This window comes from Pedobacter cryotolerans, assembly GCF_005116475.1.
GTDB lineage: Bacteria > Bacteroidota > Bacteroidia > Sphingobacteriales > Sphingobacteriaceae > Pedobacter > Pedobacter cryotolerans.
The window spans coordinates 111,658-130,239 of the sequence record NZ_SWBO01000005.1 but is presented as its reverse complement, the minus strand read 5'-3'; the positions used below and the strand labels follow the sequence as shown (position 1 = coordinate 130,239).

Sequence of the window (18,582 nt, the reverse complement as noted above, 5' to 3'; positions counted from 1 at the left end):
AATTGGGCAAAAAAAAGTTTTAGTCGTTAATGGTTTTGATAATGGCCTTAATAGCACTTCTTAAAATTTCTTGATTGATTTGATCATTGGCACCTTTTTGCACCAAGTTCAGTGAAATTAAACCATGTATTAACGACCAAAAAGTATAATATTTTAAGCAAGAAGTGTCTTCGGTAACTGGAGGAATAAGAATTTGCTCAATTACATCATAAAACAGATCTGTGGTATACTCTGCTTCTGGCATTTTTTTGTACAACTCGCAACAATTTACTTGTACACCATACATTAGTTGATAAAACTCTGTTTCTTCAAAAGCAAAATCCCAATAAGCTAACCACATGGCTTCCAATTGATCTTCTGCATTGTTTTTACTATCTCTTGCAGCTTTAACTTTTACACCCAAGTGGATGTAACCTTGCCTGGTTAGTTCTAACAAAATACCTTCTTTATTCGGGAAATATTCGTAAATAATTGGTGCGGTATACTCTATCATATCCGCAATTTTGCGCATACTTAAGGCAGCCCATCCTTCTTGTTTTACAATTTGTAAAGCAGCATCTAATATACCCTTCCGAGTATCTTCTTTTAAACGCTGTATTCTTTCTTTACTTCCCATAGTTAAGTGCTGTATAATAATCTAACACTGTTAAACAAATGTAGAAACAGTTTTTGATATGCATATCATTTATTTGTCAGATAAAATAGAAAGGTTTTTATTGGTGTTTAAATGAGGTTTTGAGTAGATTTATTTCAACTAATTTTTCAACGCAGTTGGTGCGGCTTCAGAAACAATGGTCTGTAGTACAAAGAATATATGTATCTGTTTGGTATTAAAACAGGTTTAAAGTTTTAGGTGAATTTAGTTTTTTAACTTTAGTTGATCATCCTTATTTAATTTTTTGGATGGCTCTATTTTAATCGACTTTTTCAATTTGGTCCATTGTTCATCAAAAAAATCACACGACATATAATTTACACCAACACGTAATGCTTTTAAACCGCTAACACCTTGTAATTCTTCTAACTCTAAAGTTTCTAAATCGTTTAGCAAAAACCCTTGTTCCTGTAAATATTCAATATATTCTCGATATTCATTGGCTTCGTAATTATTAAAATAAACTAATGCAATTTTGCCAGGCTGTGTTAAACGCTGGTCTGTTCCGCTAACTAAAACTTTATCAATTCGTTTTTTGACTACTTCGTATCTAATGTTGTAAGCTCCTTCTACATCAAATCTACGTTCATCGTTTCTAAAGCTAATATCTATAGGGTTTGAGTGAATAAAAATCAACTGTGTTGTAAGTAAAGGGCGTGGCATTTGACCTACCAAACTATTGGTTAAACGAGCAACTTCTACCATTGCCGTTAACTGCCAAAGGCGAATATTTTTTAAATACAACAAATCAAAAGGCACATCTGGTGCGATGTCTTGACCAATGTAAATATCGTATTCTACTCCATCGGTTCTAAACTTTGCAAAATAACAAGGATATGTCTCTTGTAAAGTCTGCTGTGCATCTTCTAAATAATCGCTAACAGCAGTGTTTATAAATTGCATAGAAGTTTCTAACGTTCTTCTATTTTCGTGAGCTATGCCGTTTTCTGAGTTAATATTGTTAAAGTAAGTAGAAATTACATCCGTAGTTAAAGAATTACCTTTTTCTATATGTCTTAACATCGGATAAACTTCGAGCTCTAAAAATTCATTTAATTGAGCTTCCTCACTAGAGTTGATAAAATCATCAACTCGTTTTACCCAATCCTTACAGTTATATAAAATTTTATCTAATAAATCGAGACGTATAATGGTTCTTAAATCTTCTAGTGTTTGGCAAAGTAGCGCAAGTAAAACTTTAAGATCTTCTTGCAAAGCGTAATTACGTTCTACGGTAGAACTTTTGATATCTATTGCACCAAATAAAGGATAAAGGCCTTTAAAAGTAACGGTTTCAATTTCGTGGGTTTTTTTACTCCTACTTTTCTTTAAATAATCCCATACTACTTGGTTAAATTTCCATTGTACCGATGGTTGTAAAGCTGTAAACTTATCTTTTAAAACGTTATCCATTTTTGAGTTAAAATCCTCAATTCGGTATTGTAAAAGTTGCCCTAATAATGGCAAAGCCGAATGAAATCTGGATAGTAATTTTTCATCAACCACTAAATTTTCTTCAGAATAAATTTCCATTATCCCAGCTAACTGGTTGTTATAAAAAATTGGTAAAAATGAATAAGATTTAACGCCATTTTTTCTTAAAATATCTAAAAATGGAAACTTTTCAATTTTATCATCAGTTAGATTATTAAAAAATACCGGACGAGGGTGTTCGATATATTCGTTTACCAAATTAAAAAACGTTTCTTCTTCGATGTTATATTTTTTAGCAGAATCTATAAGTATGCTCTGAGAATGATGATCGTTATCAAAAACAAATTTGCCATTTACCATTAAAAATGGAAGCAGACCGAACTCAATGTGACCATTACCTGCCAAAGTTTTTAGCGCTTGCATTACATGCTGGTAAGCTTCGGCTTCGTAAGTATGGTTTACTAGTGCATCTCTTATGCCATCTAATGCGTGCTGTAAAGTAACATCCGTAAGGGTAATTACGCAAAAACCATCAAATTTAAATTTATTTAGAGGTAAAAGTTCTTGTAAAAGTTCAATTTCTTTCCCTTCTTGCATTTGTGTAGCAACCAACTCAAAGTTTAAATCAGGTAATTCTCCATCAAATTGTATATCAACAAACTGCGTATCTGGACTGATGTTATAATAAGAAGTTAAATGGGTTTCTGGATCAGTGTAAGCGTATAAAATTTCGTTATTAGAAATAGAAGTATAATTATAAAACCTACGCAAAATCATTTTATAAATAAACTGTATCTGCTTTGTTTCTTTTGATTCTTCTAAATGGCTATTTTTATTTTTTTCTTCTTTGTGTAAGCTAAAAAATTCGTGAAACCCATCTGTACTAAAAAATATGCTTTCGGGTACGGGTGTACTCATTGCCCAAAACAAATCGTTTTCATTGGCCATTAAAGGCGTAAGAATTGTAAAAATGAGTTCTAAAGTATCTTTATATTTTGCTAAATCATCAACATTGATGTCATTTTTAAGCGCATCTTCACGTTCAATCTTTTCTAACAAAAAACGATAAAATTCTGCTTTTAAGGTTTGCTCAGTTTTAAGTCTACTTTTTAAATAGGCAATTAGAGGCCTAAAAGAAAGTGTATATGCTACCTTACAATTGAAACATTCGCCCTCGTTAATCTTTACAACACTTGTATTCATTTTTTACAATATCAATATCTAAAACTCATAGATACATAAGGATACCAACCTTCTACAGAATGACCCATTACAAACCTAAATATAGTTAAAGAGGCAGGTGCAAAATACATACCACCTCCTACTCCATGGTGCCATTTATCAGATTTCTCGTTGTCATTCCACACTCTACCAACATCATAAAAACCCATTAAACCCACCTGACCAGGAAGCACATAGCTCACAAAGTCTCCTAATTTTGCTCTAAGTTCTACATTATTATAGAAACTATGTTGCCCTGCAAAGCGAAATTGACGATAGCCTAACAAATTTCCTTGTCCGCCAAGAAACTGATTTTGGTAAAAAGCTGGTTTGCCAACCGTAATTCCACCACCAAAACGGTCGGCTAATACAAAATTAGCTCTTCCATCTAAATTTTTGTACAATGAAATACTTCCGGTAAACTGTCCGAATGAATTTGCAAATTTACTTAAGCCTGCGGTTGCCGTCCATTTAAAATCAACATAACTACCTAAAGTTGGTAACAAATCGTTATCTCTGGTATTATTGATGAAATTTACCACTACACCGCCGAAAAGTTTACCTCTGGTGATGGTTAAACTATCAAAAGAGTTTAATGCTGGTAAATTTGTGGTTATTCTGCCAGTATTGTCATCATTATCAAAATTATATAGCTGAAACTGTGTGCCTACACTAAAAGTAGATTTTGGTCTGCGCCATCTTAAAGATGATTCTATTTGGTAAATATTAAATCTGGCTCTATAATATCGAATTGGTTGATTATTGGGTGTTTCGTTACCTACACCAAAAAAGTTTTGCGTGTTATCTGGTGCAAAAGCATCTGCTTTTAAAATTAAATCGGCTTTGCCAATCAATTTTAGCCAATCGCCTTTATAGTTAAACCTAAATGCCGAGGAAGAAAACGAGTGTAGAAAAGAAAAATATTGCGAATTGCCATAAGGCGATTTTCTAAAACCTGGATTTACGATTTTATAATTTAAACCTGCCAAAAGTCCATCATCTCGGTTTAAACCAAAGTTTAAATTTAAAGATGACCTACCATACATATCTTTGTTGTAAAAAGAAACATTTGATGTATCTACAGACATTTTCTTACGCAACATATCTTCACCATCACCTTGAAATGTAGAATTCCCATTTTTTCTACCATAAAGTTGTATTGAACGACTAACATTTGGCAAATCATAGTTCTTTTTACCACTTCCAGCAATAATTCTGAGCTTAATATTTGATGTTTTATTATCAATAAAGACACTATCATCACCATCCTTGGTGTATAAACGAATTTCTTTAGTAACATTTGGATCGAAGTTTCTACTGAACATTTCTTCCTTAATATTACCTTCTTTAGAAATTTTATTGATTTGCACTTTTAAATACTGTCCAGCGGAATCTGTAATTAATACTCGCTCATTTTTATCGCTGGTTTGTATATCTACAACTCTATTAAAAAAGTGATAGAAATCATTCATTAATTTAGGTAAAGATGCTCTACGTTCTTTTAAACGAGCTAAAAATTGGTCATGTCTTAATGTGTAATTTGGTTCAGGAAGACTTTTTAAAGCTTTTTCAAAAACTTCATCAGTCATTTTATCACAAAAAGCTTTTACATCTGCATCCCATTCTTTTTCGGTATATTGAGACAATAATCGACTATTCATTGCCCTACCCTCCCATAAATACCAATCGATATTTTTAATTTCTCTTTCGTAACCTTGCATCATAGGTAACAGCGATGAACTTTGTGTAAAGCGTTGAATTTTACCATCCGAGCTAAAAAACACTTGATCACGGTCTCGTGGAACCGCTAAATATTTTTTACCTTTTTCAGTTTTTTCAGGCATCCATCGCCATTGGTCTTCATGTCTGTCCCAATCGCCCACCATTACATCTAACGCTCTTGCACGCAAATACATACCTGCATCGTAGGTATTATCGTTATCTTCATCTAACTTTTTAAGCATTTTGGTGGTGTTATCAGATTCGCCGATTGGTTCTCTTTCTTCTAGTAAACACAGCGTATTGGCGAAAATACCTCCATAATCACCTAAATTAACATCGGGAGATACCCAACCAATAATTGGCGTGGTATGCGGAACATCAACAGCTTTTGCGAGTGTTGGTACAACTAAAGCCCCAAATGGATGCTGTGCAGACATGTTATCTTTTAAAATATCTTTAGCAAAAGTTTCTCTCAAACCTTGCGGCAGTAAAACCTCTGGATACTTCTCTACACTACGTAAAACCCATTCTTTGCCATCTTTATCTTCTAACCTTAATGATTTAGATTGATTACCACCACCAAGTTGAGTAGGTTTTAAGCCACCCTTAATTTTTGATAACCTGAGCACAGGAACTTTGGTATCCATTGCATAATCTTTACGGTAATTTTCTCCGAATAAGTAGCGATGAAATTTACCCACACTATCATAAGATGGATGAATTTTAATGGTGATGCTGTCTGCCAAAATCGGCTTCATCTCATTTTTAACAATTGGCGCTAATTCTCTATATTTTTGTGTGTAAGAGTAAACTTTGGTTATCCCAGTATCGGCAAAAACATAATAATCATATTTCATGTCATTATTAATTAACTGATCTGCAATCACATAACCCTGTCTCATATCATTAAAAAGCGAACCTTTTCCTTTTTTATTCGGGTTCATTTTAGCTCCAGAACCACTAACAATTTGCAATTGCTTGGTTTTAATTAGCTGTAAACCATGCTCGTGCCCAGCTGCATAAATTACATTAGGTTTATCGCCAAAAACCTTGTTAATCTGTGCCATCATATCTTTATAGGCCGGATGATTTAAATCTTCGGGACTTAACAAAGTAGAACGCAACAGCGGATAAACTGAACCTAAAACAGGTAAAGGAATATATAAGTTTTTGTTTAAGGATGCTAATGGGAATAAGTGGTTTCTCCAGGTAAAATATCCACCATGTGAGCCATAACTTTGAAATGGGTGATGAGAAGCTAAGATGATGATTTTGTCTTTGTTTTGCTCCATCAAATCTTCCATTCTCGAAATTACCTCATCCTTGGTTTGGCAATCGCAATCTGCCTCTGGATTTGCCTTATTATATGGAAATAACCACCACTCACTATCATAAGCAATTAGTGTTAACTTATCTGAAAGTTTGATTGCAACGGGATCTGGACAACCATTTGAGGGAATTAATTTTAATAGTGGATCGTTAAATGAAGCTAAATAATCGCCTTGCGCTTTAATTTTAGCTAAACCATTCGGACCAGATTTATCCCAATCGTGGTTACCAGGCACAAAATATACAGCCGAACCAGCATCACGCATGGGCTTAAATTGCGATTGTAAAATTTTACTGGTTTCTTCAAAATCGCCATAACCAGGTATGGCCATTCCTACCGGATAAATGTTATCGCCAAGATAAACAGTAGTTGTTTTACCTTTTATTACATGTTTTGCTGCATTTTTTAAAGCCGAAAATTGGCCATCATTCATTTCTCCGGCATCGCCGATTAAAATAACACGAGCTTTGATATCCTTATCTTGAGCAAAGCCAGAATAGGTAGTAAACATTAAAACAAAAGCAAAAAATAGCTTTTTAAACATAGGGATATTGATTAAAATTTATTTGGTCTTTTGGTAATCGAACCTTAAAACATTACCACTGGTAGTCTCGCTACCTTCATTAGAAATATATAAATTGCCAGCAGTATCAAATGCAATACCTTCTGGCTGATTAAATTCATTAGAGCTTAAATGATAGGCACCTTTAATCTTAAATTTGGCATCGGTAATAATTAGTGATTTGTTAACAGATGAAACAATAAACCACTCTTTTGTAACTGGATGAATAGCTAAAGCAGATGGATTAAAAGCACCTTTCTTTTTACCAGTAAGTTGATCTAACGTACTTGCATCAACAACGAAATTTCCTGCAGGCTTAAAAGAACCATCTTGCTGAAAATCGAAAATATAACCTGAGGCATTTTTGGTGTCTTCATCTACTTTGCAAGCTTTACACAATAAATATAGTTTATTATTTTCTTCGTCGGCAAACATACCTTCATATTCGCCTTTAGGCACTAATTTTTCAAATACTTGTACATTTGTAGTTTCAGTATTTTTAGTTTCGGCAAGGGGAAATGAATATAAAGACCCGTTACTTTTAAGTAAAATTGCCCAATCATTTACAATTGCCACGTCTTCATAATCGCCCTTTTTACTAAATTTTGTTACAGTTTCATCAGTTGAGCCTAATGGCAATTTAAATAATTTACCATCTTCATCTTGTTGGGCATAAATAAAATCATTTTTACCTTTATTAAAAGCAATTCCTGATACTTCTTGCAAAATATCGGGCATATTATATCTAGTTGGTTTAGCTAAATCATATCCTGGAGGGTTAATTTCGCCCTTATCTTTTTTCTCAACACAAGAAATATTTAAAATACTAATAGTTATAGCTACTAAGCCAAAACAAACTATTTTACGCTTATCAATTTTCATTAACTTAATTTTCATATTTCTCTTCTTTTAAAAATTTGTAAATTTCATATTGAGACTGCAAAGGCTTACTTTTTGTTACCGCAACATTTTCCATTTGCTCGTTTATTAAAACAGCCTTTGAGGTGTCGGCTAATTGAATATTTAACATTTCTTTTATTTGATGTTTAATGTTTTGGTCTAATACTGGAAAACATACTTCTATTCTTCTATAAATATTTCTATTCATCCAGTCTGCCGAACCCATAAAAATTTCTTCATTACCAGCATTGTTAAAAACAAAAACCCTTCCATGTTCTAAGTAACGGTCAACAATTCTCCTTACTGAAATGTTTTCGCTCATATCTTTAACTCCTGCTATTAACCTACTAATACCTCTAATAATTAATTCTACTTTAACACCAGCTTTAGATGCTTCGTAAAGCTTAGCTATTAATACTTTTTCTTCGAGATTATTTAATTTAATGATAATGGAAGCTGATTTACCACTTTTTGCATGTTCCATTTCTCTGTCAATTAATTCGATAAAACGTTGTTGTAAATTAAACTGTGCAACCAATAGGTATTGAAATTTAATTAAATTTGGATCACTTGGTTTTACTCTCTTTGCTAAGAACATAAACAAAAGCTCCATCTCTCTTAACATTTCTTGGTGAGCTGTCATGAGTACATGATCCGTATAAAAATTAGCTGTGGTTTCGTTAAAATTACCTGTAGAGAACAAGCCAGTATATATAGTTCTTAAACCAACTTTACGTTTAACGAGCGCTATTTTGGCATGTACCTTTAAAGCCGTTACGCTGTAAATAATATCAACACCAGCTTCTTTCATTTTATTTGCCCATTTTATATTGTTGGCTTCATCAAAACGGGCTTTTAACTCTACTAACACAAAAACCTTTTTGCCATTTTTAGCAGCGCTGATGAGTGCATTTACAATTCTCGAATCACTAGCTACACGGTAAAGCGTAATATAAATTTCTTGTACATCCTCATCAACCGCAGCTTCATTAAAAAACCTTAAAACACTATCATAAGATTGATATGGAGGATTTATCAAGATATCATTTTTAATAATTTGATGATACAATGATTTGCCTTTCTCAAAAGCTGGATAATTTATTTTAGTCCATTTATCATTCGATAACTCAGCTATATCAACTGGAAAAGAAGCTAAATCTTTTAAATTGTGATAATGACCACCGGCTACTAAATTTGCATTTTGAAGATTTAATTTTTGCTGTAATAACAAAAGGGTTTCTGCCGGTATATCTGGCTGATGTAAAAACCTGGTGGCTAGGCCAAAATCTCTTTTGCTTAATTGCTTTTCAATCTGCTTGGCCAAATCTCCAGCATATTCATCTTTTAAATCAATTTCGGCTGTACGCGTAATTTTAAAACTATAACAACCTTGTATATCAGCATCCTTAAAAATTAGGGCTAAATTATTTTTAATGATATCATCCAAAAACAAAACATAACTTTCATCACCCTGTGTAAGCTGATAAAACCGAGGTAAGTTATTGGTAGGAATGTTTAATATAACGGTTTGCGCTTCAGCATCTTTAACCAAATTAACCGCTAAATAAAGCTCGTTGTTTTTAGGAAAAAAGGATGATTTTGAAACAGATAAATTTACTGGCTGCAAAAAAGCCATCACCTGATTTACAAAATAAATACTAGTTTCTACAATTAATGAATCAGGTATTTTTATACCATAAACAAAGTTGATGTGATTTTTAAGCAATTGTGGCTTAATAATTTCTGCTAAAATTCTGCCATATTCACTTTGCTGATCGTGAATTATTCGATTAGCGTTATCTAATAAATCTTCTTCAATTTGGATGTGATTTTTCTTCTTTCTGCTTAGTTTGGCTAACGCCAATAAAACCGGCATCCGAACGCGATAAAATTCATCGAGATTGGACGAATAGATGGACAGAAATTTAATTTTTTCTAATAACGGAACATCAGCATTGCTGGCCTCGCTTAATACCCTACCATTAAAAGATAGCCAACTTAAATCTCTATCAAAAAAAGTATTTTCTGCAACGGTTTCTATCATTTTATGACAACTTACCGTAAGCAATGTACGAGGTTACGTAGGCCAAAACCGCTGCAATTAAACCAAACATAAAAATGTTGTACGCAATTCTGATGAGTTTATATTTTCTACCTAAAACTACACCTTGAGAATAAACATCGGTTATTAAGGTGCCATATAAAAACTCCTGATCATTCATCACTCTAATCATTCCCTTGCTGTAATCGCTTAGCGCCATTTTGTAAAAGTTACCAAAAAATAAAAGGTTAACCTTTTTTCTCTCGATATCGTTTTGCGTAAAAACACCTTCTGGAATTGATGGCCGTGTTGCCAAAATAGAGAAAATGATACACGATAAACTTACCATTAAAAGAATAAAAGTGGGTATAATTAAAAAGGCATTATCTTCTAATCTTCTTAAAACCAAACTCACAATTAGCGATAAAATAATTGAGTTTACAGTAATTAAAAGCTGGGCCTTATTATCGGCCATATCACTTAAACGCTGATTATTAGTTGATGTAATCCTAAACATGGTTTCAATACCTTTGTCTGGCCTTTGTTTATCTTTTTTGTTCAATAATTTGGGTTCAGTATTATCTTGTTTTTTTTCAACCATAACAGCCTCTTCAATAGGCTCAATATCTTTATCGCTGGTTTTACTCTTTAATTTTTCTAAGTTTTTTAATTTTTGATCATTTAATAAAAGATTGCAATAATCGGTATGGTATTGATGGTTTTCTAAAAATTCGATATCTTTTCTTCTCCACTCTTTTTTGTTGATATTGATATCATACAATAACTCAACTTCTTTGTGCATCAATTTTCCCTTTTTTCTAAAATCTTCTGTACCGAGATGAAATAAATCAGCATCACACAAAATATTTTCTAATTGATTAGTAGGCAATTGAGGCATTCTTGTAGAGAGAATTACTTGCATAATTTGGTCTCTCAGATCAGCTTTAACATCAATTGATTTTAGAAAATCTATCGCTAAATCTGCACTTTTTTGCTCGTGGTTGTTGGGGTCTTCAAAATATCCTGTATCATGAAACCAAGCACCTGCTACCACAATAAAAAAATCCTTATCGTTAATTTGATAATGGTTAGCAATTTGCATGGTAGCGTTTACCACATCTTGCGTGTGCTCTAAATTATGGTAAACCAAATTTGTATTGTGGTGTGAGGCAAAATATGCCAACACATGACTTTTTACTTCTTCTAATAATTGTTTATAATTCATTTTAGCTATGCGTTAACCACTTTAGAGCTTGTTTTATCGTGATTTTATTGATGACGAAAGATAAGCAATTTTAATGATGGGCACATCAAAAACGACGTAATTTGAAAATTGTTTTAGCTTACGCAAATTGATTTTAAAACATCATTAAGTTATCTTTGTTTTAATTGCTAAATAACCTCAAAAATAATGTTTAATTCTAATCAGAAATTCCAATTTGTTCCATTTATAATTTGCTTAATTATTCCACTTTCAATAGGTGCACTTGGCGGATTTTTCACAATGGAAGCGGTTAAAACTTGGTATACAACTTTAAATAAACCCAGCTTCAATCCGCCTAATTATTTGTTTGGTCCGGTTTGGTCTACACTTTATGCCATAATGGGTGTTGCTTCTTATTTAGTATGGAAAAAAAGAAAAACAGCTAAAAATTATAAATTGGCTGCAGGCATTTATTTTATACAATTGGTATTAAACTTAATGTGGTCGTTTATATTTTTTTATCAGCAACAAATTGGTTTAGCGTTGATAGAAATTATTATCTTGTTGGTAGCTATAATTGTGAATAGCATTCTTTTTTATAAGATTAATAAAGGTGCTGGCTTACTCTATATCCCTTACATATTGTGGGTTAGCTTTGCTTCTGTTTTAACATATTCTATTTATATGTTAAACTAATTAAAAGAAAAACGATATTTTTATAGGGTGATGCAACCTATAAAACTACTTATATTCATCCTTTTTGCTTGTGTATTTAATGTTAATGCACAAAAAGTGGGTTTGGTTTTAAGTGGTGGTGGCGCTAAAGGATTAGCTCACATTGGTACGCTAAAAGCTTTAGAAGAAAATAATATTCCGATAGATTACATTACAGGCACAAGCATGGGCGGCATTGTTGGCGCCATGTACGCGGCCGGATATTCACCTTCACAAATTGAAAAAATTGCGCTAAGTAGTGATTTTCAGGATTGGGTTGGAGGTAAATATAAAAGCGATTACAGCTATTATTTTCAAAAGAATACAGCAAATGCAGCTATATTAACTGCAAAACTATCTATCGATACAAGTTTAAGATTAAATTTTAGACAAAACTTGGTTAACGATATCCCATTAAATTTTGCGCTTTTAGAACTATTTTCTCAGGCATCAGCCATTTCTAAAGACAACTTCGAAAACCTTTTTGTACCCTACCGTTGTATGGTTTCTGATGTACTTTCTCAAAAAAGCATAATCATGAAAAACGGCAGCTTAGCAGAAGCCGTTAGAGGTACAATGACGGTTCCATTAGTTTACCGACCAATTAAATTAGAAAATAAATATGTTTTTGATGGTGGTTTGTACAACAATTTTCCGGCAGATGTGATGAAAAATGAATTTAAACCTGATTTTATTATTGGCGCTAATGTTTCATCAAAAACTTTTAATGAATATCCAAAAAACGATGATAAACTAATGAACAGATTTTTAGTTTACATGTTTCTTTCAAAATCAGACTCTACTTTGGTTGGCGAAAATGGAGTTTACATACAACCAGATTTAATTGACTATAATGTAACCAATTTTGCCCCAGTTGCCGAACTTATTAAAAAAGGATACGATGCAACTATTGCCGACATGGACAACATTAAAAAAACAGTTAAAAGAAGAGTTACTCCTAAAGAATTGGCAACAAAAAGAGCTAGTTTTAATGACAGAAAACCTGACTTGGTATTTAGTAATGTAACGGTATCTGGCGTAAATTCTCAACAAAAAAAATACATTGAAAGGTTATTTAAAAGTGATCAAGCTACTTTTAACCTAAAAGACATTAAAACAGGCTATTATAAATTAGTAGCAGATGAAACTTTTGAAACTGTGTATCCAAAAATCTCTTACCAAGCTCAAACAGACAGTTATAATTTTGAGATTGTAGCACAACCTAAAAAAAGCTTTAAAATAGATTTTGGAGGCAACATTTCATCGAGGCCAATTAGTAATGTTTATTTAGGTTTACAGTACAATTACCTTAACAGAAAAGCATACACATTTGGCGCAAATTTTTATTCTGGTAGATTTTATGAATCAGCCCAATTAAGTGGAAGAATAGATTATCCCTCTGGTTTACCTCTATTTTTAGCCGCCGAACTTACCTATAACCACTGGAATTATTATAATACTAGTCAAATTTTTATAGAAAACCCAAAACCAGTTTATATTGAACAGGGTGATAGAAAAATAGATATAAAATTAGGAATGCCTTTAAATAGAAACGCCAGACTAACTTTAAGTGCTGCTTTTATCAATAACAATGATAGTTATAGCCCCACAAATACTTTTAGAGTTGGCGATGTTTTAGATAGAACTGTTTTTAATGGATTAAGAACAAGTTTATATTTTGAGCAAAATTCACTCAACAGAAAACAATACGCTGATAGAGGTCATAGCTCATTGTTAAGTTTAAACTTCTCTACTGGAAAAGAAAATTATACTCCTGGTAATATTTTTAGATCTACAACTCTAACAAACAATCAGTTAACTGTTTTTAGAAAATTTAGAGAATGGGCACATATTAAAATAAGTGATGAAAGATATTTTTATCATAGCAAAAAATACACGCTAGGGTATGCTGCAGAAGCTGTTATTTCTAACCAACCTTTGTTTAATAATTATTACGCTACGTTATTAACCGCTCCTGCATTTTACCCCATAAATGATAGTAAATCCCTATTTTTAGAGAACTTTAGAGCAAGCAGTTATTTAGCTGGCGGAGTAAAAAACATCTATAACCTAAAACATAATTTAGATTTGAGGGTTGAAGGTTATGCTTTTATACCATATAAAGGATTTGAGCAAAAGGGTTTACAAGGTGTTGGTTACGCCAAAGCATTTAGCAAATGGCACTATGCAGGTACTGCAGGCTTGGTTTATCATACCCCAGTTGGCCCAATAAGTTTTAGTTATAATTTATACGATGATCCTTTAAAAAGGAACGGAGTTTTACTACATTTAGGATATTTAATTTACAATAAACGTTCAATAGAATAATGAAATACATCATCATCGCATATTTGCTGCTTTTTACGATTAGTGCTAATGCTCAAACTGCAGAGATTAATAACTTTTTAGTAAAAGAAAGTTTATTAAAAAATAGCAAATTGGCTGTTATTGCTGCTGATAGTTTAGAAACACCGATAGAGCATATCAATGGCACTTATACTTTTACCATAAGTGGGTTTTCTCAAGAACTAACCTTTTCGCAAGGAGTTGCTATTTTACCACAGCAAGTAGATAAATCAACTTTTGTGTACATTAAGCATCAAAACGACAAAGGCACACATAGCAAACTGATTTATGTTTACAAAAAAGAAGGCGATTTAAATCCATTTACAATTAGTAGAATGTTTTTAATTATTGTGCCATTATTGATTATTGTATTGGTATTTGCCTTTAAAAAGTTCATTTATTTTGCAGCTATACTATTGGTTATCTTATTGATTTTTAGCTATAGTAACGGCTTAAATATCTCAACGTTTTTCGAAACCACTTTTGATTACTTGAAGAATTTGATTTAATAGTTTATTAGTTCAATAGCATCATTGGCTCATTAGTTTTACACAGACTGCCTTTTTCTTTTTGTAAAACAATGGTAGTTTTTCATGGCAAAATTAGTCCCGCCATACGTTGCAATCCCCGATGAAAAATCGGGGTATTTTCACTTTTGTCGGGTTTATATTACAAAGTCAGTTTTCCAAAACAACAAATGCAATAGCGCTAAATATATTGATTACCTTTGATTATTTGGAGAATTAAGTTTTACGATACTTGATTAATTCATCAGGGGATAAATGAATAACTCCCTCCCTTCTGGGGAGGGCTGGGGTGGGGCTTAAAATGGCATTCCAATACCAAAATTATACTGCATAAAACGATACCTTTCGGGACTATGACTTGCCTCATAACTATCTTTAAAAGCTTTAGTGCCACTAAAAAATTTACTGATAACCCACTGCTCTGAACCATTAAACTGAGGGTCTTTTACTTTAAGTCCTAAATCGAACCTAAACACAAAAAACTGAACATCAAATCTAAAGCCTAAACCCGTACCAATAGCAATTTGTTGTCCTAATCTCTTAAAATCAAAATAAGTTTCTGGTCGAGGATTATTTGGAGAAATGTTCCAAACATTACCCATATCTACAAAAGTTGCTCCTTTTAACTTACCGCCAAAAAGTTTATTTACTAAAGTGAAACGATACTCAAAATTGGTTTCAATACGCATTTGCCCTAGCTGATCAATGCCAAATGTTGCATTTCTTTCCTCTGGGGTCGGAATAATAGCTCTGTTGTAATTTCCTGGCCCTAAAGTTCTAGCTTGCCATGCTCTAACACCACTTGAGCCACCTGCATAAAACAGTTTTTCAAAAGGAACTGCAATTGAGTTCCCATAAGCATAACCTACTCCTGTATTTAATCTTGCTACAAACTGAGATTCTGTACCTAATTTTTTATAATATCTTAAATCTATCTCAGGCCTAATGTATTGGTTATAAGGCAAACCTAAAATTGTACCAAAATCTCCACTTGCTGCATTAGATTTGCCACCAAACGTATTGGTTAATAATTGTAAAAAATTACCTGCAAGATCTATATTTCCTCTAAAATAAACGAAACTTCTATTTTCATTTAGTTTGTTCGCATTAAGTGTATAAGCGTATTTCATCCCCAAAGTAAAATCCTTTCTGGCTAATAAAATAACATTATATAGGTTGTTTAGTAAAATTTCACCATTAGCTGTATCATTGGTATCAATTAAGACACTACCAAAACGATACTCCACATTTAAAGGAGTAAATGAATGTAATTTTGATTTTGTTTCTACCCAATCATAACTCACATAATTGATAAATACCCTTCGAATAGTAATGTCTTTTTGCAAAGCATATAAAAAGCTAGATGAAAAAGTAGTACTCGGCATTCCATTTTTCCCCATCATAGGGATATTAAAAGGAACGAGCAATCGAGGTATAGTTAACCCTGCACTTACCGAAAAATCTTGTTGAAAAATATCAGAAAAAATTCTTCCATTCACGTTACGAGCCTGTATACCGCCTTTTACCTGAAACTGAAACCTTTCCGCTCCGCGTAAAAAGTTATTATCTGTATACGTATTACTTAAGTTAATACCAACAGTACCTTCATTAAATGGAATTTCTCCTTCTATCCTATTGCTTCTTCTTTTTTGAGGAATAAGGGTAATAATCGGCAGCACTTTCTGACTACTATCAGCTGCTTTTACATAATCTATTTTAACATTTTTAAAAACGTTAAGCTCGTATAACCTATCGTAGGTTAGTTTTTCCTTTCTTATGTCGTAAATTTCGCCTTCCCTTAAAAAATCATACCTCACTATCGGATTTCTCCTAAATCGAGTAGACATATCCATAAATGTAACCCCTCTAAAAGTTCTGAAACTTTTTTTAAGACTATCTAAATTTAAGTTTTCTGGAAAACCATCTGAATTTGGGGCAACCACAATATTCGATTCGCCTATGGTGTAAACTTTATGAACTAAGCTACTATCTAACGGATTATCGATCACCAACTTAACACTAACCTTGCTGTTGTTTTGGTTCGAATCTGGCTCGTATCTTACATAAGGGCGTTCGAAATCCTTATAACCGTTTTCACGCATCACTTGATAAATCTGCTCACGCTCATAAACTAACGAATCTTCATCGTATTGCATGCCCACATTTAAATGAGTAAAATAAGCTTTATTGTTTAAGTACAATGCTTTAACCGTACTATCTGGTATTTGATAGGTAATTTTATTAACTAAAAATGCTGGCCCTGGGTTAGCTATAAATCTAAGTTTAGCTTTTTTATCGGCAACGTTAATTTCTGATTTAACTTTTGCTTTGAAAAATCCTTTACTTTTTAAATATTTCTCAATTTGGTTTCGAGAAATTTCTACCAAAGTACTATCTAATATTGGAGGTGGTGAACCTAAAGGTTTAATATTACTAGTTTTGTATTTTCCATCTTTAGTGTTAAAAACGTTGTAAATGGCAACATTTATACCTAAACCTTCTGATGGACGAATATCTTTTTGCACATAATTAAAAGCCTGTTCTTCAAACGCTTTATCTATGCTATCAATTTCTACCTTTTTTACGATAGCTTGGTAATCTTCTATGTATTTTGTTGAAGCACATCCTGCTAAGAAAACAATAATAAATAGTAATATTGCAAGAAATTGTACCTGTTGCCTATCGTAATACTTGTATGCTTTCAAAATCTCAAATCAGTTATATAAAATCTCTTCATCTAAAGAAGTTTCGCAAAGAAAGTGGAATATTTATTACTGAAGGTATAAAATCTATAACAGAATTCATAAACTCAAGCTACCAAATACACAGTATATATTACACTGCGGCTCATCTCTCCTCTTTGCCAAAAAACACTGCAAATATAAAGTTATTTGAAGTAAACAACGCTGAATTGGAGAAGATTAGTACATTACAAAATCCGCAAGGTATTTTAGCGTTAATTCATATCCCAACTCAACAAAATATAGTACCTAAAAGTTTGCAAAATAAATTTTCTTTGGTATTAGATAACATACAAGACCCCGGTAATTTAGGTACCATTATTCGCACAGCAGATTGGTTTGACATAAAAAATATCATTTGCAGTGAAGATACCGTAGAAGCTTATAACCCAAAAACTGTTCAATCTACCATGGGGTCTTTAGCCAGAACAAACATTTATTACACCAATCTTAAAGATTTTTTACGCCAAACCAAGCTCCCTATTTTTGGCGCCTTGTTAAACGGAGAGAATATTTATAAAACTATTTGGCCAAAAGAAGGGTTAATTTTATTAGGAAATGAAGGTCATGGCATTAGTGATGAATTGATTAAAGAAATTACTACGCCAGTAACCATACCTAATTTTGGCAATGCCGAATCACTAAACGTGGCGGTTTCTGCGGCTATATTTTGTAGTGAAATTAAAAGAAATGAGAAATAAATTGAAATAATAAACATTCTGCTTTGCATACTAACTTATAATTGTTATTTTTGCAACCTTGAATTTAAAAGGTCGAGTGGCCGAGAGGCTTAGGCACAGCTCTGCAAAAGCTGCTACAGCGGTTCGAATCCGCTCTCGACCTCACATTTATTATTAAAAAAGAAATAAAGCTCATTATCATGGCAGTTACAAGATTAAAAAGAAAAGATAGATACAACAAGAACGTTTCACGTTTAGAGGTTAAAACTTTAAAATTAGCTACTAACCTTGAGTTGGGTAGCCGTTCTAAACAATCTAAAACAGATCAATTGGCTAAAAACAACGCAATTTTAACACAATTGTCGGCAGCTTTATAAGCTAATTTTTTCTTAAAAACTTTTAAAAGCATCTCAAATTAATTTTTGAGATGTTTTTTTATGCGTTAAACTTTGGGTAATTGGTTAAAATGTAAAAGCTATATTTACATTCAAATCCCAATTAAAAG

Annotated in this window: 12 protein-coding genes and 1 tRNA gene; 6 read left to right on the top strand and 7 right to left on the bottom strand. The window is 32.6% G+C overall.

What is annotated here, in order from left to right; all coding sequences use genetic code 11:
• Positions 1-19: 19 nt before the first annotated feature.
• The 6 genes from FA045_RS10625 to FA045_RS10600 form a co-directional block, all read right to left on the bottom strand.
• Positions 20-616, bottom strand: a complete 597-nt coding sequence (locus FA045_RS10625) for a TetR/AcrR family transcriptional regulator (protein ID WP_136877055.1) — start codon at positions 614-616, stop codon at positions 20-22.
• A gap of 243 nt (positions 617-859) precedes the next feature.
• Positions 860-3,292: a GAF domain-containing protein gene (locus FA045_RS10620; RefSeq protein WP_136877054.1), complete on the bottom strand. Its 2,433-nt coding sequence runs from the start codon at positions 3,290-3,292 to the stop codon at positions 860-862.
• A gap of 11 nt (positions 3,293-3,303) precedes the next feature.
• The gene (locus FA045_RS10615; protein WP_136877053.1) at positions 3,304-6,906 is read right to left on the bottom strand and encodes a BamA/TamA family outer membrane protein; all 3,603 of its coding nucleotides are present in this window, start codon (positions 6,904-6,906) and stop codon (positions 3,304-3,306) included.
• An 18-nt stretch (positions 6,907-6,924) separates the two neighbouring features.
• On the bottom strand, positions 6,925-7,821 hold the full coding sequence (locus FA045_RS10610; protein WP_225871321.1) for an SdiA-regulated domain-containing protein: 897 nt from the start codon (positions 7,819-7,821) through the stop codon (positions 6,925-6,927).
• On the bottom strand, positions 7,811-9,868 hold the full coding sequence (ppk1, locus tag FA045_RS10605; protein ID WP_136877052.1) for a polyphosphate kinase 1: 2,058 nt from the start codon (positions 9,866-9,868) through the stop codon (positions 7,811-7,813). Before ppk1 ends, FA045_RS10610 begins: the two co-directional genes overlap by 11 nt.
• Before the next feature lies 1 nt (position 9,869).
• Complete coding sequence (locus FA045_RS10600) at positions 9,870-11,090, bottom strand: Pycsar system effector family protein (protein WP_136877051.1); 1,221 nt, start codon at positions 11,088-11,090, stop codon at positions 9,870-9,872.
• A gap of 186 nt (positions 11,091-11,276) precedes the next feature.
• Between FA045_RS10600 and FA045_RS10595 the strand changes: the two genes are divergently transcribed.
• Genes FA045_RS10595 through FA045_RS10585 form a run of 3 tightly spaced genes read left to right on the top strand, consistent with a single transcriptional unit; the run spans position 11,277 to position 14,638 of the window.
• Positions 11,277-11,765: a TspO/MBR family protein gene (locus FA045_RS10595; RefSeq protein ID WP_136877050.1), complete on the top strand. Its 489-nt coding sequence runs from the start codon at positions 11,277-11,279 to the stop codon at positions 11,763-11,765.
• A gap of 30 nt (positions 11,766-11,795) precedes the next feature.
• A complete protein-coding gene (locus FA045_RS10590; RefSeq protein WP_136877049.1) occupies positions 11,796-14,111 on the top strand; it encodes a patatin-like phospholipase family protein in 2,316 nt (771 codons plus the stop codon).
• Positions 14,111-14,638: a hypothetical protein gene (locus FA045_RS10585; protein WP_136877048.1), complete on the top strand. Its 528-nt coding sequence runs from the start codon at positions 14,111-14,113 to the stop codon at positions 14,636-14,638. The genes FA045_RS10590 and FA045_RS10585 overlap by 1 nt, the downstream gene beginning before the upstream one ends.
• A 314-nt stretch (positions 14,639-14,952) precedes the next feature.
• Here the strand turns inward: FA045_RS10585 and tamL are convergent, their stop codons facing one another.
• Complete coding sequence (gene tamL, locus FA045_RS10580) at positions 14,953-17,361, bottom strand: translocation and assembly module lipoprotein TamL (RefSeq protein ID WP_136877047.1); 2,409 nt, start codon at positions 17,359-17,361, stop codon at positions 14,953-14,955.
• Between tamL and FA045_RS10575 the strand changes: the two genes are divergently transcribed.
• The 3 genes from FA045_RS10575 (at position 17,352) to FA045_RS10565 (ending at position 18,454) form a co-directional block, all read left to right on the top strand.
• Positions 17,352-18,098, top strand: coding sequence for a TrmH family RNA methyltransferase (locus FA045_RS10575; RefSeq protein ID WP_136877046.1), 747 nt, complete (start codon positions 17,352-17,354; stop codon positions 18,096-18,098). The genes tamL and FA045_RS10575 overlap by 10 nt on opposite strands.
• 70 nt (positions 18,099-18,168) lie before the next feature.
• Positions 18,169-18,240: transfer RNA gene (locus FA045_RS10570), tRNA-Cys, on the top strand.
• A gap of 37 nt (positions 18,241-18,277) precedes the next feature.
• Positions 18,278-18,454, top strand: a complete 177-nt coding sequence (locus tag FA045_RS10565) for a spore protein (protein WP_136877045.1) — start codon at positions 18,278-18,280, stop codon at positions 18,452-18,454.
• Positions 18,455-18,582: the final 128 nt, after the last annotated feature.

Excerpts from the sequence above, each read along its gene's own strand:
- FA045_RS10575 (WP_136877046.1), top strand. The coding sequence starts at position 17,352 with ATGCTTTCAAAATCTCAAATCAGTTATATAAAATCTCTTCATCTAAAG.
- FA045_RS10565 (WP_136877045.1), top strand. The coding sequence starts at position 18,278 with ATGGCAGTTACAAGATTAAAAAGAAAAGATAGATACAACAAGAACGTT.
- FA045_RS10585 (WP_136877048.1), top strand. The coding sequence starts at position 14,111 with ATGAAATACATCATCATCGCATATTTGCTGCTTTTTACGATTAGTGCT.
- FA045_RS10615 (WP_136877053.1), bottom strand. The coding sequence starts at position 6,906 with ATGTTTAAAAAGCTATTTTTTGCTTTTGTTTTAATGTTTACTACCTAT.
- FA045_RS10590 (WP_136877049.1), top strand. The coding sequence starts at position 11,796 with ATGCAACCTATAAAACTACTTATATTCATCCTTTTTGCTTGTGTATTT.
- ppk1 (WP_136877052.1), bottom strand. The coding sequence starts at position 9,868 with ATGATAGAAACCGTTGCAGAAAATACTTTTTTTGATAGAGATTTAAGT.
- FA045_RS10620 (WP_136877054.1), bottom strand. The coding sequence starts at position 3,292 with ATGAATACAAGTGTTGTAAAGATTAACGAGGGCGAATGTTTCAATTGT.
- FA045_RS10610 (WP_225871321.1), bottom strand. The coding sequence starts at position 7,821 with ATGAAAATTAAGTTAATGAAAATTGATAAGCGTAAAATAGTTTGTTTT.
- FA045_RS10625 (WP_136877055.1), bottom strand. The coding sequence starts at position 616 with ATGGGAAGTAAAGAAAGAATACAGCGTTTAAAAGAAGATACTCGGAAG.
- FA045_RS10600 (WP_136877051.1), bottom strand. The coding sequence starts at position 11,090 with ATGAATTATAAACAATTATTAGAAGAAGTAAAAAGTCATGTGTTGGCA.
- FA045_RS10595 (WP_136877050.1), top strand. The coding sequence starts at position 11,277 with ATGTTTAATTCTAATCAGAAATTCCAATTTGTTCCATTTATAATTTGC.